This window comes from Photobacterium sp., assembly GCF_033720175.1.
Taxonomy (GTDB): domain Bacteria; phylum Pseudomonadota; class Gammaproteobacteria; order Enterobacterales; family Vibrionaceae; genus Photobacterium.
This window is the reverse complement of the sequence record NZ_JAWWDA010000002.1, coordinates 389929-412835: the sequence shown is the minus strand read 5'-3', so window position 1 is coordinate 412835 and position 22907 is coordinate 389929. Positions and strand designations below refer to the sequence as shown.

General features: G+C 45.7%; 23 protein-coding genes. 7 read left to right on the top strand and 16 right to left on the bottom strand.

Going from position 1 to position 22907, the window contains the following annotated elements; all coding sequences use genetic code 11:
* A partial coding sequence (locus tag R3289_RS04465; RefSeq protein WP_318923164.1) for an Hcp family type VI secretion system effector occupies positions 1-318 on the bottom strand: 318 nt, incomplete at its 3' end.
* A gap of 404 nt (positions 319-722) precedes the next feature.
* Here R3289_RS04465 and R3289_RS04460 point away from each other — a divergent pair.
* Positions 723-1811: an endonuclease/exonuclease/phosphatase family protein gene (locus R3289_RS04460; RefSeq protein WP_318924282.1), complete on the top strand. Its 1089-nt coding sequence runs from the start codon at positions 723-725 to the stop codon at positions 1809-1811.
* A 24-nt stretch (positions 1812-1835) separates the two neighbouring features.
* Here R3289_RS04460 and R3289_RS04455 read toward each other — a convergent pair whose 3' ends face one another.
* Genes R3289_RS04455 through R3289_RS04435 form a run of 5 tightly spaced genes read right to left on the bottom strand, consistent with a single transcriptional unit; the run spans position 1836 to position 7077 of the window.
* Complete coding sequence (locus R3289_RS04455) at positions 1836-3116, bottom strand: hypothetical protein (RefSeq protein WP_318924281.1); 1281 nt, start codon at positions 3114-3116, stop codon at positions 1836-1838.
* Positions 3113-3832: an ABC transporter ATP-binding protein gene (locus tag R3289_RS04450; RefSeq protein ID WP_318924280.1), complete on the bottom strand. Its 720-nt coding sequence runs from the start codon at positions 3830-3832 to the stop codon at positions 3113-3115. Before R3289_RS04450 ends, R3289_RS04455 begins: the two co-directional genes overlap by 4 nt.
* A gap of 13 nt (positions 3833-3845) precedes the next feature.
* On the bottom strand, positions 3846-5081 hold the full coding sequence (locus tag R3289_RS04445; protein WP_318924279.1) for an ABC transporter permease: 1236 nt from the start codon (positions 5079-5081) through the stop codon (positions 3846-3848).
* Positions 5078-6307, bottom strand: coding sequence for an ABC transporter permease (locus tag R3289_RS04440; protein ID WP_318924278.1), 1230 nt, complete (start codon positions 6305-6307; stop codon positions 5078-5080). Before R3289_RS04440 ends, R3289_RS04445 begins: the two co-directional genes overlap by 4 nt.
* Positions 6307-7077 carry an outer membrane lipoprotein-sorting protein gene (locus R3289_RS04435; protein WP_318924277.1) on the bottom strand — a complete coding sequence of 257 codons (771 nt, stop codon included), beginning with the start codon at positions 7075-7077 and terminating at the stop codon, positions 6307-6309. The genes R3289_RS04440 and R3289_RS04435 overlap by 1 nt, the downstream gene beginning before the upstream one ends.
* A 471-nt stretch (positions 7078-7548) precedes the next feature.
* On the opposite strand from R3289_RS04435, the gene R3289_RS04430 reads away from it, so the two are divergent.
* A complete protein-coding gene (locus R3289_RS04430; RefSeq protein ID WP_318924276.1) occupies positions 7549-8304 on the top strand; it encodes a VIT1/CCC1 transporter family protein in 756 nt (251 codons plus the stop codon).
* A gap of 167 nt (positions 8305-8471) precedes the next feature.
* On the opposite strand, the gene R3289_RS04425 is transcribed toward R3289_RS04430, so the two are convergent.
* A complete protein-coding gene (locus R3289_RS04425) occupies positions 8472-9830 on the bottom strand; it encodes a DEAD/DEAH box helicase (protein ID WP_318924275.1) in 1359 nt (452 codons plus the stop codon).
* 213 nt (positions 9831-10043) lie between these two features.
* On the bottom strand, positions 10044-10259 hold the full coding sequence (locus tag R3289_RS04420) for a DUF2986 domain-containing protein (protein WP_318924274.1): 216 nt from the start codon (positions 10257-10259) through the stop codon (positions 10044-10046).
* Between the two features lie 442 nt (positions 10260-10701).
* On the opposite strand from R3289_RS04420, the gene R3289_RS04415 reads away from it, so the two are divergent.
* The 3 genes from R3289_RS04415 to R3289_RS04405 all read left to right on the top strand — a co-directional run bounded on the left by R3289_RS04415 (position 10702) and on the right by R3289_RS04405 (position 13959).
* Positions 10702-12609, top strand: coding sequence for a bifunctional metallophosphatase/5'-nucleotidase (locus tag R3289_RS04415; RefSeq protein ID WP_318924273.1), 1908 nt, complete (start codon positions 10702-10704; stop codon positions 12607-12609).
* Between the two features lie 206 nt (positions 12610-12815).
* Complete coding sequence (gene trmY, locus R3289_RS04410; protein WP_318924272.1) at positions 12816-13412, top strand: tRNA (pseudouridine(54)-N(1))-methyltransferase TrmY; 597 nt, start codon at positions 12816-12818, stop codon at positions 13410-13412.
* Positions 13413-13632: 220 nt separating this feature from the next.
* Complete coding sequence (locus R3289_RS04405; RefSeq protein WP_318924271.1) at positions 13633-13959, top strand: EF-hand domain-containing protein; 327 nt, start codon at positions 13633-13635, stop codon at positions 13957-13959.
* A 134-nt stretch (positions 13960-14093) separates the two neighbouring features.
* Here the strand turns inward: R3289_RS04405 and ppsA are convergent, their stop codons facing one another.
* On the bottom strand, positions 14094-16511 hold the full coding sequence (gene ppsA, locus R3289_RS04400; protein WP_318924270.1) for a phosphoenolpyruvate synthase: 2418 nt from the start codon (positions 16509-16511) through the stop codon (positions 14094-14096).
* A 261-nt stretch (positions 16512-16772) separates the two neighbouring features.
* Between ppsA and R3289_RS04395 the strand changes: the two genes are divergently transcribed.
* Complete coding sequence (locus R3289_RS04395; protein ID WP_318924269.1) at positions 16773-17390, top strand: DJ-1/PfpI family protein; 618 nt, start codon at positions 16773-16775, stop codon at positions 17388-17390.
* 2 nt (positions 17391-17392) lie between these two features.
* Here R3289_RS04395 and R3289_RS04390 read toward each other — a convergent pair whose 3' ends face one another.
* The 3 genes from R3289_RS04390 to R3289_RS04380 all read right to left on the bottom strand — a co-directional run bounded on the left by R3289_RS04390 (position 17393) and on the right by R3289_RS04380 (position 19503).
* Entirely contained in the window at positions 17393-17734 is a 342-nt protein-coding gene (locus R3289_RS04390; protein WP_318924268.1) for a DUF1840 domain-containing protein, read from the bottom strand.
* Positions 17735-17813: 79 nt separating this feature from the next.
* Positions 17814-18398, bottom strand: a complete 585-nt coding sequence (locus R3289_RS04385) for a rhomboid family intramembrane serine protease (RefSeq protein WP_318924267.1) — start codon at positions 18396-18398, stop codon at positions 17814-17816.
* Between the two features lie 298 nt (positions 18399-18696).
* Positions 18697-19503 carry a crotonase/enoyl-CoA hydratase family protein gene (locus R3289_RS04380; RefSeq protein WP_318924266.1) on the bottom strand — a complete coding sequence of 269 codons (807 nt, stop codon included), beginning with the start codon at positions 19501-19503 and terminating at the stop codon, positions 18697-18699.
* Between the two features lie 258 nt (positions 19504-19761).
* On the opposite strand from R3289_RS04380, the gene R3289_RS04375 reads away from it, so the two are divergent.
* Complete coding sequence (locus R3289_RS04375; RefSeq protein ID WP_318924265.1) at positions 19762-19947, top strand: hypothetical protein; 186 nt, start codon at positions 19762-19764, stop codon at positions 19945-19947.
* 5 nt (positions 19948-19952) lie between these two features.
* Here the strand turns inward: R3289_RS04375 and R3289_RS04370 are convergent, their stop codons facing one another.
* The 4 genes from R3289_RS04370 to R3289_RS04355 form a co-directional block, all read right to left on the bottom strand.
* On the bottom strand, positions 19953-20270 hold the full coding sequence (locus R3289_RS04370) for a polymer-forming cytoskeletal protein (protein ID WP_318924295.1): 318 nt from the start codon (positions 20268-20270) through the stop codon (positions 19953-19955).
* Positions 20271-20278: 8 nt separating this feature from the next.
* Positions 20279-21229 carry a M23 family metallopeptidase gene (locus R3289_RS04365; protein WP_318924264.1) on the bottom strand — a complete coding sequence of 317 codons (951 nt, stop codon included), beginning with the start codon at positions 21227-21229 and terminating at the stop codon, positions 20279-20281.
* Between the two features lie 140 nt (positions 21230-21369).
* A complete protein-coding gene (arsB, locus tag R3289_RS04360; protein ID WP_318924263.1) occupies positions 21370-22386 on the bottom strand; it encodes an ACR3 family arsenite efflux transporter in 1017 nt (338 codons plus the stop codon).
* A 154-nt stretch (positions 22387-22540) separates the two neighbouring features.
* A complete protein-coding gene (locus R3289_RS04355; protein WP_413466673.1) occupies positions 22541-22867 on the bottom strand; it encodes an ArsR/SmtB family transcription factor in 327 nt (108 codons plus the stop codon).
* Between the last annotated feature and the right edge of the window lie 40 nt (positions 22868-22907).

Sequence of the window (22907 nt, the reverse complement as noted above, 5' to 3'; positions counted from 1 at the left end):
GCTGCCTGTTGCTGATGTGCGGTACCATTTAATTTCAACTTTAGGCAGACGTTCGCCGGAAGTCAGTGCGTTATAGATAAGTGGCGAACACTTATCAAACACTTTGGTGATTTTCACTGGCTTGTGCACGCGCTGACCGGTAGGCTGGCCTGATTGCGGATCGCGAGGTAAAACAACCTGATGCTCAAATGCTTCGACCAGCACTTCATCTTCATGGCCTTCCTGGAAAATATTTCCAACTGAATCTTCTGTAAATGTACCCGCCGTGATCAGCCCTTGTTTTTCGCCTTCAATGCGCATATATGCAGGAGTTGGCATTCTTAATATCCTTTTGCTCTATAAGTGGGATTAATTTCACCTCAAAATAAGGTGATTGATATAGAGCAAAAGACATGCCACCAAATTAACTCTTACTTTTCATGTGTTTATGTTCATTTGTTTTTCTGATCATTGAAAATGATGAATCCCAACCTGATAATCAATAATGTATTATTGATTATCAATCAGTATTGGGGGGATTTCATGCTAGAAAGTCAGTTATACGAATACCGGCATCAGCATGTCTCGTAACGGGACGAAAAATAGCGAACAATAGGATCAGGTCTTGCCTTCAAAAAAACGTGAGGCTTAAGTTAATTTCTCAAATGAAAACACCCAATTCAGTTATAATACCAATCAGTATAATACCCCCTTAGTTTCATACTGCTACCGAGACTTCTGATTTGCCACAAGATAATACGCCCAGCTCAAATCCAGCCTGCACCATTAAGGTCGCAACTTTTAATTTATTTAATTATCTTGAGCCACCCTCGGCTTTTTATGAATTTGACCGGATCTACAGCCAGGAGCAATGGCAGAAGAAACAGGGCTGGATCAGTCTCTATCTGGCAGAGCACCAGCCTGATGTGATTGGCTTTCAGGAAGTATTCAGCCCCGAATCACTGCAGCAGTTAGTTCATGAGCAGGGATATGCGCATTTTGCTGTGATTGATGAAGCAGAAGTTATTAACGATTATATTTATCAAAGCCCAGTAGTGGCCATCGCTTCCCGCTACCCTATTTCTGAATTATCAGCCGTCATTCCCGACACCGACCTTGCTGTTGCGATGGGCCTGAAAGAAGGTTTTGCGTTCAGCCGCCAGCCGCTGCGTGCAACCATTAAGCTTCCTTATATAGGCCGGTGTGATTGCTACGTCGTGCACTTCAAATCAAAACGTCCGATGCTGGAGCAAGACAGTGTAAATGATAACTCTGCTAAATCGACCCTCATCGCTCAGGCGCTGAAAACGGAAATAGCCGGCAACTGGGGATCCGCGATGCAGCGCGGCAGCGAGGCCGCACTACTTTTTACCAATATGATCGAGCGCCGCGAGCGTACCGGATACCCAATGATATTGATGGGTGACTTTAATGACAGTCTGGATAGCGGTGTATTGTCCCACTTATTAACCCGCTCTTTGCGAAAGAAATCTGATGCCGAAAGCGAGTTATTGTTAGCCAAATATCGTCTGAAGGATGCATGGGATCTTTACCGGGCAACAGACTATTTCCAAGCAACTGATTATTTTCAAGCAACCAACTCTTCCCAAACAGAGACTGGCCGTCCCGCGAGCTACTATTACTATGCTAAAGGTTCAGTGCTGGATTACATTCTACTCTCGTGTGAGTTTGATGCAGAGCACCATGCCAGCCTGTTCGAAGTCAGCGATTATCATTGCTATGATCGCCACTTGATTAATCCTATTTATGATCGAGACAGCGAGAGTACTGATCACGGTATTGTGATGGTTAAACTTTCACTTCGTGGTTAATATCCTGCCAATCGTGTCAATTAACTAAAAATACCAGGCAATCTGGGCTTGTAAACTCAGATCAGTGGCAAGGTTACAGGTCTGGCTGTCGGCAGCAAGATTGCAGCTGACCTCAATACCGCCAAACTCGGTGCCTTTAGCCCCCACGGGTAAATTAACAGCAACCAGCAGCTGCAAATCCTGTTCGATATCATGTTGGCTAATAACCTGAAATAGCGCGGAGCTATCAGAGAGGTTAATAAAGGTACTTGGGGTCAGCAACCAGAGCGGTGACATCTCAATAGTCAGCGAAGAGGCCAGGTAATGCCTACCTAACGTGTAGAGTTCGCCGCGTGCAATCCGGCTTAATAATGCAGGGTTATTTGCCAGCGCGGCGGCTGAATAATTGCCTCCGGCCTGACCAAAGCCATTATAGTAATATTCCGCAATGGCGCTGATGTTCTTATCTGCCCATACCCAGGAATAAGACCAGTTGCTGACAAAGCTCCAGACATTTTTATCTGCTGTTCGGGTGAGTGTTGCATCGCTGCGCCAGACAGCGCTACCTATGTTGGAAACAAAGCCCAGCCCGGCCACATCATCTTCAAAGTGCTCACCCAGCAGGAAATCCCATTCAGATTCTTCACCAAAGCTATGATATTTAACAGCTAAAGAATCAACTTTCGATGACACATTACCCTGTACATCCCTTCTGCCAACCCAGACAAATTGCACATCATCACCTCTCTCTGTCAGGTATTGGCCATAAAAGAGATCATCCCCTGATTTATATTCTTTATCTATCGAGGCGGGGGAAAACGGATTGAAAAAATCCATCGGGGCATAAATAAGTCCGTTGCCCCAGCTGATGGCTTGCCGGCCTGCTTTGAGTACCAGGTTATCAAAATGGACACTCAGGCTAAGTCGGTCTAGTCGCTGAACGAGAGCATGGCGATCGTGTGTTGTAATGACATGGGTGAGGTCGAATAAACGATGGTCATCATTGATTTCTCTGGCAGGTAACAACGGGTTAGCGGGTAAACGCTGGGCAAGCTCATAGCGCTCACCTGCCAGCGTAACGAACTGATAATCCACATTCAGTTTCCAGGCTCCCATACTGCTGTCTAAGCCAAGACGAGTATCACTATTAATATCCAGTGTCTCGTTATAACCCAATTGGTTTATCAAACTGTCACCAGGGTAAGTTTGAACATTCAGCAGACCTTTGATATGTCCATGCCAATCAACATTCAGATCCTGTGCAGAAGCAACTGAACACACCACCACCAAAAAGGTGACAGCGTAACTCAATATTTCCAATTTCATGATTGCTCGGCCATTGTTACATCGGGAGCGATACTGATCGGGTAATCGGCAATGATTTTGCCGTCTTCCATTTTTATCTGCCTGCGAGCATAGCTCATGATACGCGGATCATGCGTGGCAAGCACCAGGGTAATTTGATGCTTGCGGTTCAGTGCTTCTAGCAACCTCATTAAATTTTCTGCGGTATGAGAATCCAGATTCGCCGTCGGTTCATCGGCCAGAATTAACGCCGGATTACTGACAATGGCACGAGCGACCGCCACTCGTTGCTGCTGTCCGCCAGAAAGTTCCGCCGGGCGACGATTCTCCATCCCTTCAAGCCCGACTTCTTTGAGCATAGCGTTGGCCTTTTGTTGTCGCTCCTTCGCCGCGATGCCCTGCACTTGCATGACAAATTCAACATTCTCCCGTGCCGATAATACCGGGATCAAATTGTAAGATTGAAAGACAAAACCAATCCGCTGTAATCGCATATCCGCTAAGGCATCTTTATCCAAGCTAGTCAGCTTTTCATTACCTATAAAGATTTCTCCCTTATCGGGCGACAGCAAGCCACCCAATGTATTGAGTAGCGTTGTTTTACCGGAGCCGGACGGGCCGGAGAGACAGACAAACTCACCTTTATCTATGGTCAGGCTAACGTTATCCAAGCCTTTTATTTTCGCATTCCCCTGAATAAAGGTTTTACTGACATTGCTACAGGTAATTTCGCTCATTCGTTTTTCCTGATTAATGCTTATTCAAAGCGACAATAGGATCATAGCGAGACGCCCGCCAGGCCGGATATAAGCAGGTTAGTAATCCCAGAATAATCACCACAACATTTGCCAGTGCCAAGTCCGATAACGTCAATGCCGGATACAGTACCGTGCCAGCGCCAAACATCGCCATCCCTTCCGCTACCGCTGATACATCAATGCCATCTTTAATCAAAAATATACTTACCAGCGCGATGGCATTACCTACCGCCAACCCCAGCAACAACAATAGCAAAGACTCCAGTAAGATAATCAGCAACACACTTGAACCCCGCATACCCAAGGCCCGCATCAGTCCAATTTCCCGCACGCGTTCAAATACCGCCATGATCAGGGTGTTGATTAGGCCAAACGAAAGCGCCAGAAAAATAACAATAATCCACACCAGAATGAAACCATCCATCACATCCACCATGGTCGCCAGGTACTTGTCTCGTTCTTTCCATGTCTGAACTTGCAAATTCGCGGGTGCTGATGCACTAATAGCCTCTTTAAGACGGGTATTATCCCGATAATCAGTGCCTGTGATGGCGATTTCAGAGATCTGCTGTTCAATCGCCAACATCTGCTGTACCAACCGTCTGTCGGCATAAACATAGAGCTCTTCATAACCGGGAATGTCGGATCGGTATACGCCTGAAATAACAAAGCCTCTGTCGACAATATTGTTATCCGGATCCTGAGTCATGATAACAATGCGCTTGCCCAGTCTGGTTTCGAGCTTTTCAACCAGCCTGGCCCCGATAATGACACCTCGACTATTTCCTTCATGAAGAAATTCGCCCGCGACCATATCCTGAACATCAAAGCTTATCTGCAATTCAGCGTTCGCATCCACACCCAGCAAGGTGATACCACGGGTATCTCGTTCGCTGGAAATGACGGCAGGCACCTTTACCCGCATCGCCCATCCCGTCACTTCGGGAGCTTGCAGTGCCTCGAAAAAACGGGCACCGGGCTCGGCAAAACTATTAACAACACTGGGATCATCAAGATAATCAGGGTGGTGAACCTGCACATGCCCCGGTAGATTGCGAATACCATCTCGAACCATACCGTCCACCATCCCCCGAGACAGCGCAGTCATAAAAATCATGGCCCACACCCCCAAACAGATGGCAACCAGCATGATCAGAGTCCGACGGTAGTTACGCCAGAGATTGCGCCAGGCCAGAGTAAACGCAACGTGTGCAGAGAACATCATCATACCGATCTCATCGCCTCAATCGGATCCATACGACGGATCCTCAATGCCGGATAAATCGCGGCCAGGATTGATCCCACCATCACCAGAACCGGACCGGCAAGAACCGAAATGAAATTTAAGTTGGGGTACATGCGATCAGGCAAATTGAATTTTGCCGACATCTCCTCCATGCCAGGATAGGAAAGTCCCGCATATTGAAAATAGAGTGTCAGTGCCATGCCGAGGGCAACACCTATGAGCAACCCTAATAGCGCCATCAAGGAAGTTTCAATAAGAATAAGGCGAGTCAGTTTGCCAGGGCGCAGCCCTAACGCCATTACCGTACCGAATTCCCTGGTGCGCTCAAGTACCGACATTAATTGCGTGTTCATCACAGAAAAAGCGACCAGCAGAATTAACACGCCATACATAAAGACCGCGCCGGAAATATCAGCCAGTATTGCCTGACGGATCCCAGGCTGTATTTCATCCCATTCACGCACTAACAGTTGCGTCTTGTCGGCCAGCAGGTTTTGAATCTGATCCTTCCAGAGGCTAAGTGCCAGCGCGTCAGGCGTGTTGATAACAATATAGTTTGCGCGCCCCGCGCTGCTGTACAGCGACTGAAAATAGCCAAGTGGCACTTGCACCACGCTGCGATCTAACTCTTCCATTGCGGTATGGAAGATCCCGACAACGGTGACGATCCCTGCCGCGAATGAGCCGTCGCGTCCGGAGCCCAGTATGGTAATTTCATCCCCCATACCCACTTTGAGGTTACGTGCTAACGTACTGCCCAGAATCAATTCTTCGCTGTTGCTGCCGGAAAAATAACGGCCACGGCTGATGAGACCCGCCAGAGTAGACGTATGGATATCGAATTCTGGCTCAACACCGATCACCTGCACACCGAAAGATCGCTCGCCACTCGACACTAACGAGAAAGTAGCCGCTCGACTGGCAACGGCATCAGTACCTAGCTGGGTGCGCAGTTGTTTGGCTAGTTGCTGCGGGTTTTCAATATCGTATCTTAACTTTGGCGTATCGAGGTATTGGCGGTGCTGGATCTGCAGATGACCACTGAACAGGCTTAAAGAGTTCTCTATCATCATTTGATACGTTCCTACCTGCAGAGACAGCATAAAAACCAGCAAAACATTGGAAAACACCATCGCCGAAACGGTTATCCAGGTTCGCCTTTTGTGTCGCCATAAGTTCCGCCACGCGAGGCGTAGTTCAATATTCATTATCTTGGATTACGCAGGTTAGAGAGGGTAAATACGTGAGCATTTAACGCGACATCAAACTCTGCATGCTTTGTCGCCATTTCAGTCCATTCATCAGGTTTTTCAAGATTGTTCATCCGCAATCGCGTTGCCAGCATTCTTCCGCCGAGTTCAGCTACCTCCATCGCTTTCATGGTCTTAATCAGTTTTCCGTCCTGATCCCAGAACTGCTCCTCAAGCAGTACAAAGTCGTCTCGCACATAGAGGATCTCTTTGCCCCAGACGACAGCGGCATCTTCATTGGGAATGGCGATGATCACGTAGACGGTATAACCATCCTGTTTAAATACTTGCTTTAACTGGTGCTCATATTGCTCAAGGATCTCGGTTGATTTACTGATATCCTTGTTGGAGAAGTCACTCCCCATCCAGCTTTGATTCATCATTGATGAAGGGATTTTGATCACCCGATTGATCTTGGGCGAGAAGGTCCACATATTATTATCTTTGAGCAACGTCGCATTGCCGGCATCTTTTTTTGGTTCAATGACCCGAACCAAAGAATGTTTATCGCCCTGAGTCCAGGCCTCCATCGTCATAACACGTTGCCAGTCCGGTCGGTGAATGGTCATGCTCATTTTCGAATACGAGCTGACACCCCGCCAGTGGTTCATCGCCTGTCGAATGATCTCTTTCGCCGTGATGTTTGTCGATATTGTTTCTTTGCTAATGGCCTCACTGGCAAAGGTGTGTAGGGGAAATAAGGTAAAAACAATAAATAGTAAACTCATCCTGAACATCGCTTCACCTTAAACCCGAGGCCATCGCTCATACTAAAAGGAATACTCTTGTTATTTATAGAAAAGACTGACGAAATTTATAGTTTTGAATTTCATTACTGTGAGCTGACCATACTCAATCATTAATCAGAAAGTTGAGCATTAACTAAAACAACCGTAACGAGTACATTCAATAATAATTGATGGCCTTACAGCTGCACCCCACGGCCCTGTAGATTCAATCCAATCACCAAAGCCTGGCATGCTCAATATCATGACTTCTGGGCACGATTCAGGATTATCATCCAGCATTTTTCCATCTGGCAACTGTGCTATTAATTCTAGCTAAAGCGTCAAATCATCATGGAAAAGAATAAATGCCAATCAGAATGAGACTCGAAACTGTGGCAGATGTACCTGAATATCCAGACTATTGTCCCGATTGGTATAAGCTATAAATAACTCTTTGTTGGGAGTTTCAGAATGAAAAAGACCTCGAATGAAGATCTTGTACGCGAACATCACCCGAAAGCGATAGAACAACGCCTGAAACAGGCTCCTAAATCGCAGAATATCTCTGATGCAGTGCTTGGAGGGATTGACGGGTGTGTCACCACCTTTGCCGTTGTCTCTGGGGCCGTTGGCGCTGGGTTTTCTTCATCGGTGGCTTTAGTGCTGGGGTTTGCCAATCTCTTTGCGGACGGATTCAGCATGGCTATCAGTAATTACGAATCCATTAAGGCGCAGCAGGAATTTACCGACGACATTAGGAAATCCGAAGAAAATCATATTGATGAAGTACCCGAAGGAGAAAAAGAAGAAATACGCCAAATATTTAAGAAAAAAGGCTTTCACGGTAAAATCCTTGAATCGATTGTGGAAACCATAAGCCAGGATCGGCATCTGTGGGTAGAAACTATGCTTACAGAAGAGCACGGCGTACAGAAAACCACGCCAAACCCGTGGAAATCAGCCATCACAACCTTTTTAGCATTCCTGATTGTGGGGGCAATGCCCTTAATACCATTTCTTATTCCGGTATTGGACATGCAACAACAATTTATGCTCAGCACCTGCTTTGCCGCCAGCATGTTTTTTTCTATCGGCATGCTAAAAAGCCTCGTCTTTGCTAAGCCCGTACTTATTTCAGGATTACGTACGCTACTGACAGGCGGGACAGCAGCAGGCATTGCATTCCTTACGGGCTACCTGCTACGAGAGATATTTGGCATTGGCTGAATGTAAGCTGTGGTTATTTTACCCCAAATATTAACCAGCAATATCCACAGTCAGCCTGATCTCGGTTAATGAAGTAAGAAAATGAAATTGGGCTTGACCGCTAAACGAATACCAAACCAGATCAAAAAAGCCGACTCAAGGTCGGCTATTTAATAGAATTCCGGTTATTACCCGTTGGTTTGAGGACGAGAGCGTCTCTGCGCAGGCTTAACACCATCACCAGATTGACCCGCTGGCTTATTCTGGCTGCCCGTATGGCGTCTGTTTTTACCCTGCGGCTTATGGCCTTTTGCATTTTCGCCAGAACGCTGACCATCACGATGATCAACATTTGGCTTCTTCGGTTTACTCGGCTTAAGCGGACGCGTGTCTAAACGAGACTCTGGCAACTTGTTCACAGGCTGAAAACCATCAACGAGTTCACGAGGTAACACTTGCTTGATCAAACGTTCAATTGCAGCCAAGTCTTTAAACTCATCGGCACAGACAAGAGAAACGGCCTGTCCATCGCAACCAGCACGGCCTGTACGGCCAATACGGTGAACATAATCTTCGGCTACATGCGGCAATTCGAAGTTAACCACTTGTGGCAGTTGATCGATATCCAGACCACGCGCCGCAATATCAGTTGCAACCAATACCTGAATGTCACCACTCTTGAAGTTTGCCAACGCTTTAGTACGTGCGCCCTGGCTCTTATTACCGTGGATTGCCGCAGATTTAATACCGCGACCTTCAAGGTGAGTAGCCAGGCGGTTAGCGCCGTGCTTGGTTTTGGTGAAGACTAATACCTGACCCCAGTTATTTTCTTTTAATAACTTGGTTAATAAATTTGGCTTCTTGTTCTTATCTACCGGGCAAATCCACTGTTTTACTGAAGGTGCCGTTGTATTACGCGGGCTAACAGAAATTTCAACCGGGTTATTAACCAGACCTTTCGCCAGCTGACGAATTTCATCAGAGAATGTCGCAGAGAAAAGTAAGTTCTGACGCTGCTTAGGCAATACCGCTAAGATTTTACGGATATCGCGGATAAAGCCCATATCTAACATGCGATCAGCTTCATCCAGAACCAGTACTTCTAACTGGCTAAATTTCACTACATTCTGGTTATACAGATCAAGTAAGCGACCTGGTGTTGCCACCAAAACATCAGCCCCTTTACGCAATCTCATCATTTGAGGGTTAATTTTAACGCCACCAAATACAACTGCAGAACTTAAAGGCAGGTTCTTCCCGTATAAAGCAACACTTTCAGCAACCTGCGCTGCAAGTTCACGTGTTGGAGTCAGAATTAGCGCACGCACCTGATTAGGTTTAGCACGTTGGCCTTTTGATAAACGCTCTAAAACAGGAAGTGTGAAACCTGCTGTCTTACCAGTGCCGGTTTGAGCCGCTGCCATTACATCCTTACCTTCGATCACAGCAGGAATCGCCTGAGCCTGAATAGGCGAAGGTGTGTCATAGCCTTGTTTGGCTACAGCTTCAAGGATTGGGGCAGATAGGCCCAGAGAGGCAAAACTCATAAGATCATCTCTTGTCATTATTTATCACAGTTTAGACCGCCTCGACGGCGGGAGGGCGTGTAGCCTACAGGATATCGCGGCTAAGTACTATTAATACTCAGTTTTGACCCTTGTTAAAGCTACTGAAAAACCATTAAAAAAGGCGTTATCTAACGCCTTTCCATGGTGTTTACGGATTAAGATTCTTTCTTGATTCAGATGACATGATTATCACTATTTAGAGTCAGACTCATCGGCAACCACATCCGCAGTGGCTTGCTCTTCTGTTGCAGTCACATCTTGTTCAGCAGCTTGTTGTGCTGCTTCTAATTCCATTTTTGCACGTTCAGCTTTAGAAATGTAACGCGGCTTATTACTAGTCTGTAATTTCGCATTAGATTTTTTCAATCTTTTTTTAAGGATCTCGTTTACTTTTTTCTTTCTATTCATCGTGTTCTGTCGATCACATTCAAAAGGTTCATAAAAGAACCGGGGTTTCGATGCCCTGATTGTAAAGCCTCTCAGGCCAATAACAAGCACGATTTGTCATTGCAACAATTTCTTTAACCTGAAAACAACGTGAAATAGAAGTATGAAGCAGAAAAGTGCCGATGAGATTAATCTGAGATCTATCCCTTCAAACCAGATGAAGTCACCTTACTACTGCTTAATAAAGAGTATGAATGTTTAGTCTCCCCCACACAGCAACCAAATGACAGAGCAAATAATGCCAGTCACAAGCCTGCTTTGGCTATAGCAGCATGCACATGTCTCACAATTCATTAAATAGACTGACATTATTACATTACAAATGAGAGATGGGCCGGGTATTTATCTGCCAATAAAGCCTAATATGCCCGCACAAATAACCTAATTAAAAAAAGAGTCTTCGATGAAAAAACGAATTTTAGCCTCCGCTATTTTTCTGTCTATGGCCGGCCCAGCAATAGCCGCTGATGGTGATATTCTTGATGTTACAATTCTCGGAACCTCTGACATTCATGGTCACTTCATGCCTTGGGATTACGCCAGTGACAAACTCAATATGCGCGGCAGCCTGAGCCAGATTGCCACTAAAGTGAAAAATATCCGTACCGAGCAATCTAACGTCATACTGGTTGACGCCGGTGACACTATTCAGGGCAACTTTGTTGAAACCTTTAAAGATGAACCTGTTGATCCAATGATGCTGGGATTTAACGAAATGGCCTATGATGTTTGGGTGCTCGGTAACCACGAATTCGATTTCGGGTTAAAAGTACTTAACCGTTCACTCTCACAGTTTAACGGCCAGTCTCTCGCGGGAAATATCACACGCGCCGATGGCAACCCATTTTTGCCTTCTTACACTATTATTGAACGAAATGGCGTGAAAATCGGTGTGATTGGTATGGATACCCCAATGACCCAAGTCTTTGCTGAAGGCACAAACCGCCTGGAAGGCATGACTTTCACCAATCCATCTTTGGAAGTGAAGAAAGTCATCAAGCAAATTGACAGCAAAGTGGATGCCATCGTGCTTGTTGCACACATGGGCTTAGATAATGAAAACAACATTGAAGCGACTGGCGTTCGCGACATTGCCGAAGCCAACCCAGAGCTGGATGCCATTGTCGCAGGCCACATGCATACCCGCATCGATAAGGCTGTTGTGAATGGCGTGATCATTACAGAACCCGATAAATATGGCCGTGCCCTTTCCCGTATCGATCTGCAATTTGAAGAGAAAGCAGGCAAATTCACTCTCGTAAACAAAGACAGCTACACCTACAAGATCCAGGGCATAGCCTCGGATGATAAAATGGAAGAGCTGTATGCGCCTTACCATAAACGCCTGCGTGAAAATGCCAATCGCATTGTCGCACAGCTAAAAGGTGTCGATCTGGTACCTGAAAATGAAATCAAGGGTATTCCGCAGGTACACATTCAAGACACAGGGATCAGCGCCCTGTTTCAGGAAGCCAGCATGCATTACGCACCTATCGCAAATGTGATTGCACTGCAAATCGACAACGACAACGCTGAGCTGGATGTTGGTCAAATCAAAGCTAAAGATATTGCCTACAACTACCAGTATGCCGGCGGTGAAATCACGGTATATGAACTGACGGGAAAAGAACTGAAAACCTACATGGAATGGTCCGCGGGATACTTTAACAGCGTCAAAGATGGCGACGTGACTTACAGCTTCAACCCGGAGCGGCGCTCGTCAAAATACTCGACCAACGACTTCTTTGCTGGCGTTACCTACACCATTGATTTAACCGAGCCAGCAGGCCAACGCATTAAAGAGCTGAAATTTGCCGATGGAAAAATGATCACCGATAGCACACCAATCAAAATTGGCATGAACAGCTATCGCATGGGCCACCTGACTAAAAATGGCGGCATACTGGAAGGCCGTAAATTCCCGGTTATTTTTGATACCGAAGAAGAATACGGCGAAGAAGCCGGCACCATTCGTAACCTGACTATTCGTTACTTGTCAGAAGTAAAAGGTGGTGTTTATCAGGGTAAACCAATGAATCGCTGGCATTTAAGTGGCCTGGAAGGCTACGAAAAACAGCGTGAAATCGTGAAAAATCTGATTAACGCCGGTGAAATTTCTGTTCCCGTCAGCGAAGACGGCCGCTATACCAACATTGAGTCGATCAACGTGAAAGACAAAATGTTCAGTGATAAAGCCAAATTCGACGCCTATATAGCCCAACTGGAAACTCAGTTAATAGCAACGACTAACGATGCCGATAAGCGCCAAATCGAGCGAGACATCATTATCACTAAGGCGCTGAATAAATAGTAAAAAATCATTGAAAGCCTCCGCATGCCGGGGGCTTTCTTCATCATTTTTATACCTATTCATCAGTAACACACTGACACATAATCAAAATCATCTAATGCCTTTTTACATACCCCATCAAAACTGTGATAATAGCCGGCCGCTAAATAACCACAAACATCAGCACTTATATAAGTGCAATACTCTAACATCTAGGATATTCATCTATGCGCGCCTTTGTACTAAGAGCCAGATCAGCACCTACCGACAGTCAACTACTATTGGCGTCAGTTGGTCAGGAGGCCCACACCGAAATTTTGGCTCACACCCTGATGAACACTATTTTTGTGGCACAATCGCACCGCGATGATGTCATCGTTCACCTGGTACTGGAAAGCACACAGGACTTTTCCCGCACCATTAGCTTTGATTCTAACGAGCTTAGTAATATCGGCGGTTTTCACGAACAAGCGCTGCTGCATAAGGTCGCCAGGGCCTTGGACGTCTCCAAGGGGATGAGCAAGGAGCAAGAGCGTAGCGTAGAGCCCGGTATCATCGTTCGCACCATCAGCTTTGAAAAGCTCGTTCAGGAGCTAGCCGAAGACTATCAGCTGTTTATGATGGACAAAAAAGGCACCTCTATTCGCGAGCAAGAGTTTGAAGGCAACCCCTGCTTTTTACTTACAGATCATATTCCGATGCCAAAAAAGAGCTTTAACAGTTTGAAACGACTGGGAGCAAAAAAGATCAGCTTGGGACCAAAGATGCTGTTCGCCTCCCAGTGTGTGGTATTGATCCACAATGAACTGGATCTCGGCCAGTAACCCTAGCTCCTGTTCAAAGTCACGTCGTAAGTAATAATACCTATCAAGCGTGGGAAAGGGGTCATATGATCCCTATCCCTTTCTCTCGACGGGCATATTGTGATATAGAGTTGTTACTTTATATTTACACACCGTGCTTACGTTACTTTACATAGCCTGACACCCGTATACCTATAAAGTAGTACTCTATAGATGAGCGAGAGCAAAGGAGGCTATCATAATGAACACAAAAATCACCATCATTGCTTTAATTGGTCTTAGTCTGATATCTGGTACAAGCTTGGCAGCGAAGAACAGCGGTATGCAAATGAATAGCAATATGCCTCAGTTCAGCCAAATTGACCTCGACCAGGATCAAGCCATCAGCCCAACAGAGTTCGAACAATTCCGTCAACAAAGGATAAGCGAACGAAAAGCTGAAGGGCGTATGATGAAGAATCAAAATCAAGCTAACAGGTTCGATGTCATTGACACAAATAAAGACGGTGTGATTGATCCCGATGAGTTCAATACCCATCAGGTCAATAATCGAATGGCTAAGTGGTAAAAAAGCCTATTTTACATCACAGCTGCAATGTAATTTGAATCTAGAAGCCCATTTCTTGATGGGCTTTTCATTATGAAGAACATAGCAGAGCCACATGGCGGCAAGCGCAACATAACTCTATCTCGGATAGCCCTCTAATCACGCTTTTTCTCGGCCCGGGCAATATGCTGACTCGCCTTGGCGACGGAATCAGGATTCAGAGAAATCGAATCAATACCGCAGTCGACCAGAAACTCGGCAAATTCCGGATGATCTGACGGAGCCTGACCACAGATCCCCACTTTACAACCATATTGATGTGCCACTTTGATCACCTGGGCAATCATGCTTTTTACTGCCTCATCGCGGGCATCAAACAGGGGCTTTAATTCGGCAGAGTCTCGGTCAATACCCAACACCAGCTGAGTGAGATCGTTGCTGCCAATAGAAAAACCATCAAACCGCTTGGCAAACTGATCCGCTAAGATCACATTGGAGGGGATCTCACACATCACGTAAACCTGCAAGCCGTTGACACCACGCTTAAGGCCCGCTTCGGCCATCACATCCAACACCCGATCAGCTTCACCCGTGGTACGGCAAAATGGAATCATCACGATGATATTGTCAAACCCCATCTCTTCCCTGGCTTTGACTATCGCCTGACATTCCAGTTTAAAGGCCTCCCGATAAAGCGGGTGGTAATAGCGTGAGGCACCACGCAAACCAAGCATCGGGTTTTCTTCATTAATTTCAAAAAACTCACCGCCCAGCAAACCCCGATATTCATTCGACTTAAAATCTGACATTCTGACAATCACCGGTTTTGGATATTGCGAAGCGGCAATTTTGCCAACACCTAAGGCGAGATTCTCGACAAAATAATCGGGCTGGTGTTTATAACCGTTAGTCAGCCGGGCAATTCTATCTTTTGTTACAAGGTCGGAAATACGTTCAGGGTCAACCAGCGCCATGGGATGCACGCCAATCTGGCTGGATATAATAAACTCGATCCGTGTCAAACCAATACCCGATACTGGCAATTGCCACCAGCGGAAAATACCGTCGGGCATTGCCGCATTAATCATGATATCTGTCTGAGTATGAGGGATATCATCGAGATTAACTTGCTCAGTTTCAAATTCAAGTATGCCTTCGTAAACCTTACCAACGGCTCCACCAGCACAACTGAGTGTAATCTCTTTGCCAGTATTCAGCACTTGCGTGGCATTTTCGGTGCCGACAATCGCCGGCACCTTCAGCTCACGGCTGACGATCGCGGCATGACTGGTCGGCCCTCCGGTATCGGTGATAATCCCGGAGGCCTTACGCATTAACGGTACCCAGTCAGGATCGGTACGTTCAGTAACCAATATTGCACCGTCTGGGAATTGTTCAATATCATCAGGGCTTAGGATCTTAAATACCGCGCCAGTTGCAATGGCACTGCCGACACTGGCACCTTCTAACAGTACCGGGGATTGTCCCTTCAGCTTGTAATTCATTAATACCGCAGTATCTTTGAGGGATTCAACGGTTTCCGGACGCGCCTGCACAATATACAGCTGCTTGCTGCGGCTGTCTTTGGCCCATTCCATATCCATGGGGCAAGCATAATGCTGTTCTATTTTAACCGCCCAACGCGCCAGGCTCAGCACTTCATCATCGGATAGGACCAGCGATGAACGTTCTGACTCATCTGTTGCCACTATTAAGGTCGGCTCTTGCGCCAATGAGGCATAAACCATCTTTTGTAATTTACTGCCTGCTTGTTTTTCAATAATCGGGCGTAACTCAGGGTTTTTCAGCAGCGGTTTGTAAACCATAAACCGATCGGGCGTCACACTGCCTTTAACAATCGTTTCACCCAACCCCCACGCCCCATTAATCATCACCACATCAGGAAAGCCATTTTCAGTATCGAGGCTGAACATTACCCCCGCGGCTTCTGATTCAATCATTTGCTGTACCCCAACAGAAAGCGCCACCTGTTGATGGGAGAACCCCTGCTCCTGACGGTAGATAATCGCTCTATCGGTATACAGTGAGGCAAAACACTGACGACAGGCTTCTAACAAATCATCTATGCCGGTTATGTTTAAGTAACTTTCTTGCTGACCGGCGAAACTGGCTTCAGGCAAATCTTCTGCTGTGGCTGAGCTTCTTACCGCCACACTGACATTTTCACAGCCAATACGAGTGCATAATTGTTGATATGCTTGTTCGATCGCCTGCTTCTGTATCTCGGTAAATTCGCCCTGTGAAATCATCTGCCTGATGGCAAAACCGGTTTGGGCGAGATTTTCGGCCCCGTTCGACAACCCATCCAAATGCTCCGCAATCGGTCCATCGAGATCGTTTTGGCTAAGAAAATCACGATACAATTGGGCACTGGTTGCAAACCCCGTCGGGACACAGATACCGTCTGCCGCCATTTTACTTATCATTTCTCCCAAACTGGCATTTTTCCCCCCCACAAGGGCAATATCGGCAATACCCAGATGCTCATACCAACGGATAATATCGGTGTTACTGTTCTGACCGGGTGTTTGAGGTGGTATTTGGGCTGTCATAACATTATTCCTTAGTCAAAAGGTGACAGAAAATGCAGGCGATTAACTCTTTTTATTGTGCCGTACCCAAACCGGGCATTGGGTTCTATTCGATTTTACTGGATGAACAATTGATATAAATATGGACGACAAGCTATGATCGTACAATATTAATACCGGATATTTTCGTCTCCTTTCCCTTCCTCACTCATCTTTAACTATGCTTTATATAAGTTCTGGTAAAACAAAGGCCTTTCACCGTTAAGTAAACTAAGGATCCCTATGTCATCAAAGCTGACTGTCACGACCCTGCTCTTCAATCAATTTGAACTGTTAGATGCATTCGGGCCGTTGGAGATGTTCGGTGTACTAAACAATGATTACCGGCTAAAACTGGTGTCTGAAACCGGTCAGCCTGTGACCAGCGTCCAAGGGCCTCAAATAATGGTGGATCACAGCTTCCAGGATGCCTTTCACAGCGACATATTATTAATTCCGGGCGGTATTGGAACGCGCGTCGAAGTCGAAAACCGCAAGGTATTATCGTGGCTACAGCGAACAGCCGCTCACACTCAGTATCTTTGCTCGGTCTGTACCGGTGCCGCTTTATTGGCTAATGCCGGGTTACTTGAGAACAAATCTGCCACAACCAATAAAAAGAATTATCATTGGGTAACACGCTTCGGTAACGAAATTAACTGGCAGCCTGTCGCTCGCTGGGTACAAGATGGGGATATTTTCACCTCTTCCGGTGTTGCAGCAGGTATCGATATGACACTGGCATTTATTGGCCACCGGCACGGTGAAGAAGTCGCAAGAAAGGTGGCTATTCATGCTGAATACCTCTGGCAGAACGATCCCAGAGATGACCCTTTTGCTCCTCTTCATATTGTCCGCTGACTCTATTCCCACATAATGTAACATTGCTCTTTTTCTGCCGCTTGCAGCATTTCTATTAACGGTATGGCACGTATGGCGATGCTGATTTCAGGTTCATAATCCGCATCATCCAGTTCATCTTCTGCCATCTTTTTAGCGTCGGTTCCCCCTTGCATTTCCTGACGCTGACGTTGTTTGGCCTCATCAATCGCCTGTTTTAAATTCGCGAGTGCCTGGGGAACATCTTCAGCATCTATCGCACCGGGTACTGTCTCACTGAATCCCATCATTTTAAGCAGTTGCTTTGCTATATCGCCGAACATTGTGACGTTGCCGCTTACTTTGCAACTAAAGGTAATTAACATGATGACTCCTTATTTTTGTTGATCCAATTCTAGTTCTCGTTTTATCTGCTTAGGTTGGCATCAGGTTTTCGTGTGGAATCTATTGTAAAACTTCTTTCTTTCTCATTTTGTCGCGCTTAGCAAACAAGTAACCGGCAACAACCCCGGCTAATGCGCCAAACAGATGGCTTTCAAAACTCACCCACTGATGAACTGGAAGGACCCCCCACACCATTGAGCCATAAAGAAACATGACAATTACGGCAATCACAATGGACTTCAGACTTCTATACATCAAAGCATAGATTAATAAGTAGGCCCACAATCCATAGATGATCCCACTCAGCCCGATATGAAAACTTAACCGTCCGAAGAACCAGACACCAATACCACTCCCCACCCAACTGATCAGCATCACCACCAGCAACCGGGCAAGCCCTGAACGAGAGACAAGTAGCGCTAGCAGAGCAAACGAGATCAGATTGCTGATCAAATGCTCCCAGGAACCATGTAAGAAAGGATAAGCCACCAGTCCGGTTAAGTGGGTAATATGGCGAGGCAATAGACCATAATCATTGAGTGCGCCGCCTAGCCAAATATTGGCTACATGAACCACAAGACACAGCAGGCTGATAATCACGATCAACTTAATTGCGTCTTTATTTTTCTCGTCCAATATTGCCACTGTATTTATTCCCTCTCATTAACAGATCCTCTGCCGATGATTTTCGGTTTCAAGACATCCGTTAATTAGTATAGCTATCGCTCTTTGTTCGTCAGCCTGACATAGATCCAACGGATAGTCCCGACGTGTCTTACAGATACTGCCCGCAAATAACGATAAAGGCGCATATAGCGCCTTTTATACAATCTATATAAGGAATACTCTTTTATAAGAGAATCTCTTTGAAAGAGAATATGTTTGAAAAGATATCTTATTTACAGGTACATTTCGCTCGTCTTGAGGCAATTTGGGGATTGGATCACCAGAACGATTGCCGATCCTGATAATCAATATCTGTTTTTGTTCGCTGGCGTTTTGCGGCTATCGAAGAATTTCTTCCCAGCAGTAATCGAATCTGACAAATCGTTTCTCTCGCTAACAGCGCTCGTTCGCTGCTTAGCCAGCAACGATTGGTGGTGTATTTAATGGCCGCAATGGCATCTGGTGACGCTGTGGCAATTTTGCGACATATACTGAGCGCGGTTTCCATCGGGTTTTCACTCACCTCTGTCACCATGCCATACTCTAAGGCATCTTGAGCAGAAATAATGTCTCCGGTTAGCGTTAACTGCATCGCGACATCTTTAGACATCACTTCTCGCAGAGCCAGTAGCCCGCCCATGTCCGGCACCAACCCCCAGCGGATCTCCATGACCGATAATTCAGCATCGCGTGCGGCAATACGTAAATCAGCCCCCATTACAATTTGTAGCCCTCCCCCATAACAACGCCCTTCGATAACCGCTATCACCGGAACAGGGATCAGACGCCAGTTTCTTGAAACTCGCTGCACCAGGTTCGCATTACCCGGCAGTATTTTGGCTAATAAACTTAAGATCTTAGATTTTTTTGCCGCGATACTTTTAATATCCAATCCACTGCTGAATGTGCCACCATTACCAGTCAGAATCACAGCTCGTATGTCTTTGCGCTTACGTAACTGTTTACTGACAGCATCTAACTCAGTGAACATTTCCATGTCTAAGGCATTGAGTTTTTCCGGTCGATTCAATGCGACCGTGACAATGCCATTGCCTTCGGTAACGGATAACTTATTCCATGTCATTTGGTTTACCCTCATCTGGTCTGTCCAGATAAATTTAACACACAATTAACCTTCCGGATGAAATTTAACCCTATTATTTTTTACGCTGTGGGTAAGTAGTCACTAAATTGCTAATACGCTTGATTGACCAACACCTCTGCGGTGGCTTACCGCTCATCTGCCAGAACGCTGTTCCAAGCTTCTTATTATTAAGACAATGTGACAATGAAATAACAACTTTACTAGAAGAAAGGTCTGACTATTTAGGGAGGGACTGTGATGAAAGAAATAACATTAATTGCAGATACTCAGGATGTTCTGGAAGCCTTTCTGGATAACGGCTTACACAGAGAGTACCCCATTTACTGTCAGTTTCCCCACAGTGACAAACACACCCGTGAATACAGGCTCTCGGAAGCTCGCCATATCGAGTTTAATGACGGGTTCAGCTGCGGTAATAAATAGCGTTACTAACTTCCCGTTTTTCTGACAGGCTCATCTACCGTTTTTTCTTTCTCTGTAATATTAACGACCTGTTCTTTATCCATAACATGAGTCTCACCGAGGAAAACGCCACCTCGTTCAATACTTAAATCATCGCTGTATGTTGCCCCATTAATTTTCCCGTTTTCCAAAACTTCAATCGAATTGGCATAACACGTTCCCTCAATAATGCCATTGACGATAATTTTATCGGCATAGATCTCGCCTTCGATTCGCCCCTCTTTACTGACCACGATTGACTTTTCTGAACTCAGCTTACCGTGAATTTCACCATCAACCTGGATATCGCAGGCTAATTGGATTGAACCAGTAATTCGGCATCCTTTTGCGATAATAGTTGTAGCTGAGAGCTGATACGCTGTTCGACTTTTTTTACCAAAAATTCCCATTTGACCTTCTTCTCTTTTTTAAAAATTGACTCATAATTATCCAGTTTCCACTCAACAAAAGTGAGAGGATCTAATGCTCTGCCGACAAAACGCACTTCATAGTGCAGATGGGGCCCAGACGACAAACCGGTGTTCCCTGAAAGCGCAATTAAATCACCTTTTTCAACAAAGTCACCGGCTTTAACTTTAAAGGACTTTAAGTGTGAGAAGGACGTCGTAAAACCAAACGCATGCTGAACCTTTAAAAAATTACCTGAGCCTTTACGACTCGGCCTGACGGTTCCTATCACACCATCTGCCGTTGCATAAACCCGTGTTCCGGTATTGACTAAAAAATCGATTCCCCGATGTTGACGCCTTTTACCTGTGATCGGATGAGTTCTGATACCGAAACCAGATGATACTTTATGTCCTTTAACTGGTGAGCCATTTGGCAATTGTTGCAGCAGTTTGACTCTGACCGCTGAATTCAACGCGGCAACATTTAAACGAGATTCAAGGTCAACTGCTTCATCACGGTTAACACCTAAAAATATTTCCAGATCACTCAGACGATTCGAGACAGATAACAACCGTCCATCCCTCTGCACAAGGTCATGAGCCAAATCTTGCTTTTGTAATTCAAGCTGTCTTAACGCCTGCTGTTGAGAAACAGACTGAGTCAACAAGGTTTCTTCCTGGTACTTGAAATAGTCGACTTCATTACTCAGGTAATAGATAAGTCCTGCTGTAAAAACACACACAACCAATATCAGTGCTACAGTGCTCTTCAAACCGACCCTAATCCACTTGCCAAAATGAAGGTCTCTGGTTCCATGAACATTTGAAATGGTAACAATGGTTCGGTCTTTCATAGCTAAACTATCTGCACTGTCTTCGATATCAGTAACTGATCATGGCGACCAGATTAACGACACGATTAAATAGACCATAGATGAAACAGTCTAAAATGGCATTTTATGTACTGCCATAAGGAAACAAGAGTCACTAAACCTTAACTCTGTACTGGAAACTGCCCTCGGGTGCGGTTGGCATAAGCGACCAGCGATAGCATTACCGGCACCTCAACCAAGACCCCGACAATAGTCGCCAAGGCCGCACCAGAATGAATACCAAACAGACTGATTGCGACCGCTACGGCCAGTTCAAAAAAGTTTGATGCTCCAATCATACTGCCTGGAGCTGCGACGCAATGAGGCTGCTTCCATTTTTTCATCCAAAAGTAGGTTACCGCAAAAATAAGGTAGGTCTGAATAAGCAGTGGAATCGCAATGAATACAATATCAATGGGATTATCAATAATTGTCTGGGCCTGAAAACCAAACAGCAAAATCACCGTGCTAATAAGGCCGACAATTGAAAGCGGCTTAATACGGGCGCCTAGCTTATCAAGCCGGATCGGATCTCGAATGAAGTGGCGTGTCATTGTCCCGGCAACCAATGGTATAACCACAAACAGGCTGACGGATAGCAATAAGGTATCCCACGGTACAATCACATCAGTAACACCGAGTAAAAACGCGGCAATGGGCGCAAATGCAACGACCATGATCAAGTCATTAATGGCAACCTGGACCACGGTATAGTTAGCATCGCCTTTTGTGAGTTGGCTCCAGACAAATACCATTGCGGTACACGGGGCAACCCCCAATAAAATCATTCCAGCAATGTATTGCTCACCGAGTTCGGGGGAAATCCAAGCGCCAAAAATATAGCGCATAAATAGCACTGCCAGCAGCGCCATCGTGAATGGCTTTATCAACCAGTTCACCACAATGGTAACAATCAAACCTTTTGGTCGACGGTGAATATTACGCACCGCAGAAAAATCGATATTCATCATCATCGGATAAATCATCAGCCAGATCAGTACTGCAATAACCATATTTATCTGCGCATACTGCAACCGGCCAAGGAAGGCAAAAAAATCAGAAAACAGCATCCCACCAGCAATACCAGCCAGCATGCCAAGCCCCACCCATACACTTAGAAAGCGTTCAAAAATACCCATAATTTTCAATACCTTTAATTTTCACACCTGAAAATCGAACAGCCATCAGATCGTTTCTATTTATTGATAGCCCAACATATAGCAAATCGTCGATTATCGATTTGTATGACTCATAAAAAAGTTATTCGCCAATGATTTATCCGTTTAAACATGACTACAGATAAGTCAGCATAGAACGAAATTCGTTAAGTTTATCCGCATTGATGGTAAAGCACGTTCTCGGCGGCTTAGGTTCAGCAATAACAAAACCCGCTTCGCGCAATATTCGTAAATGTTCGGAAACTGTCGATTGTGCCAAACCCAGTTCACCCACCAAATCACTATTCAAACAACCTTGCTGGCGAGCGAGTATACGTAGAATTCGGATCCTTGCCGGATGAGACAACGCTTTAGCCGCCGCGGCAATTGCCTGCTCTTGTGCTTCATCAACATCAATGCAGTCAAGTACGGTTACACATGGTGCTGTTTGCTTAGGCGGCATTTTTTTATCAGACATAGTTATCAGCCCACTTCGTCAATCG

Coding starts and splice junctions, on each gene's coding strand:
- R3289_RS04455 (WP_318924281.1), bottom strand. CDS start 3,116: ATGAAATTGGAAATATTGAGTTACGCTGTCACCTTTTTGGTGGTGGTG.
- R3289_RS04450 (WP_318924280.1), bottom strand. CDS start 3,832: ATGAGCGAAATTACCTGTAGCAATGTCAGTAAAACCTTTATTCAGGGG.
- R3289_RS04445 (WP_318924279.1), bottom strand. CDS start 5,081: ATGATGATGTTCTCTGCACACGTTGCGTTTACTCTGGCCTGGCGCAAT.
- R3289_RS04440 (WP_318924278.1), bottom strand. CDS start 6,307: ATGAATATTGAACTACGCCTCGCGTGGCGGAACTTATGGCGACACAAA.
- R3289_RS04435 (WP_318924277.1), bottom strand. CDS start 7,077: ATGAGTTTACTATTTATTGTTTTTACCTTATTTCCCCTACACACCTTT.
- R3289_RS04430 (WP_318924276.1), top strand. CDS start 7,549: ATGAAAAAGACCTCGAATGAAGATCTTGTACGCGAACATCACCCGAAA.
- R3289_RS04425 (WP_318924275.1), bottom strand. CDS start 9,830: ATGAGTTTTGCCTCTCTGGGCCTATCTGCCCCAATCCTTGAAGCTGTA.
- R3289_RS04420 (WP_318924274.1), bottom strand. CDS start 10,259: ATGAATAGAAAGAAAAAAGTAAACGAGATCCTTAAAAAAAGATTGAAA.
- R3289_RS04415 (WP_318924273.1), top strand. CDS start 10,702: ATGAAAAAACGAATTTTAGCCTCCGCTATTTTTCTGTCTATGGCCGGC.
- trmY (WP_318924272.1), top strand. CDS start 12,816: ATGCGCGCCTTTGTACTAAGAGCCAGATCAGCACCTACCGACAGTCAA.
- R3289_RS04405 (WP_318924271.1), top strand. CDS start 13,633: ATGAACACAAAAATCACCATCATTGCTTTAATTGGTCTTAGTCTGATA.
- ppsA (WP_318924270.1), bottom strand. CDS start 16,511: ATGACAGCCCAAATACCACCTCAAACACCCGGTCAGAACAGTAACACC.
- R3289_RS04395 (WP_318924269.1), top strand. CDS start 16,773: ATGTCATCAAAGCTGACTGTCACGACCCTGCTCTTCAATCAATTTGAA.
- R3289_RS04390 (WP_318924268.1), bottom strand. CDS start 17,734: ATGTTAATTACCTTTAGTTGCAAAGTAAGCGGCAACGTCACAATGTTC.
- R3289_RS04380 (WP_318924266.1), bottom strand. CDS start 19,503: ATGACATGGAATAAGTTATCCGTTACCGAAGGCAATGGCATTGTCACG.
- R3289_RS04375 (WP_318924265.1), top strand. CDS start 19,762: ATGAAAGAAATAACATTAATTGCAGATACTCAGGATGTTCTGGAAGCC.
- R3289_RS04365 (WP_318924264.1), bottom strand. CDS start 21,229: ATGAAAGACCGAACCATTGTTACCATTTCAAATGTTCATGGAACCAGA.
- arsB (WP_318924263.1), bottom strand. CDS start 22,386: ATGGGTATTTTTGAACGCTTTCTAAGTGTATGGGTGGGGCTTGGCATG.
- R3289_RS04355 (WP_413466673.1), bottom strand. CDS start 22,867: ATGCCGCCTAAGCAAACAGCACCATGTGTAACCGTACTTGACTGCATT.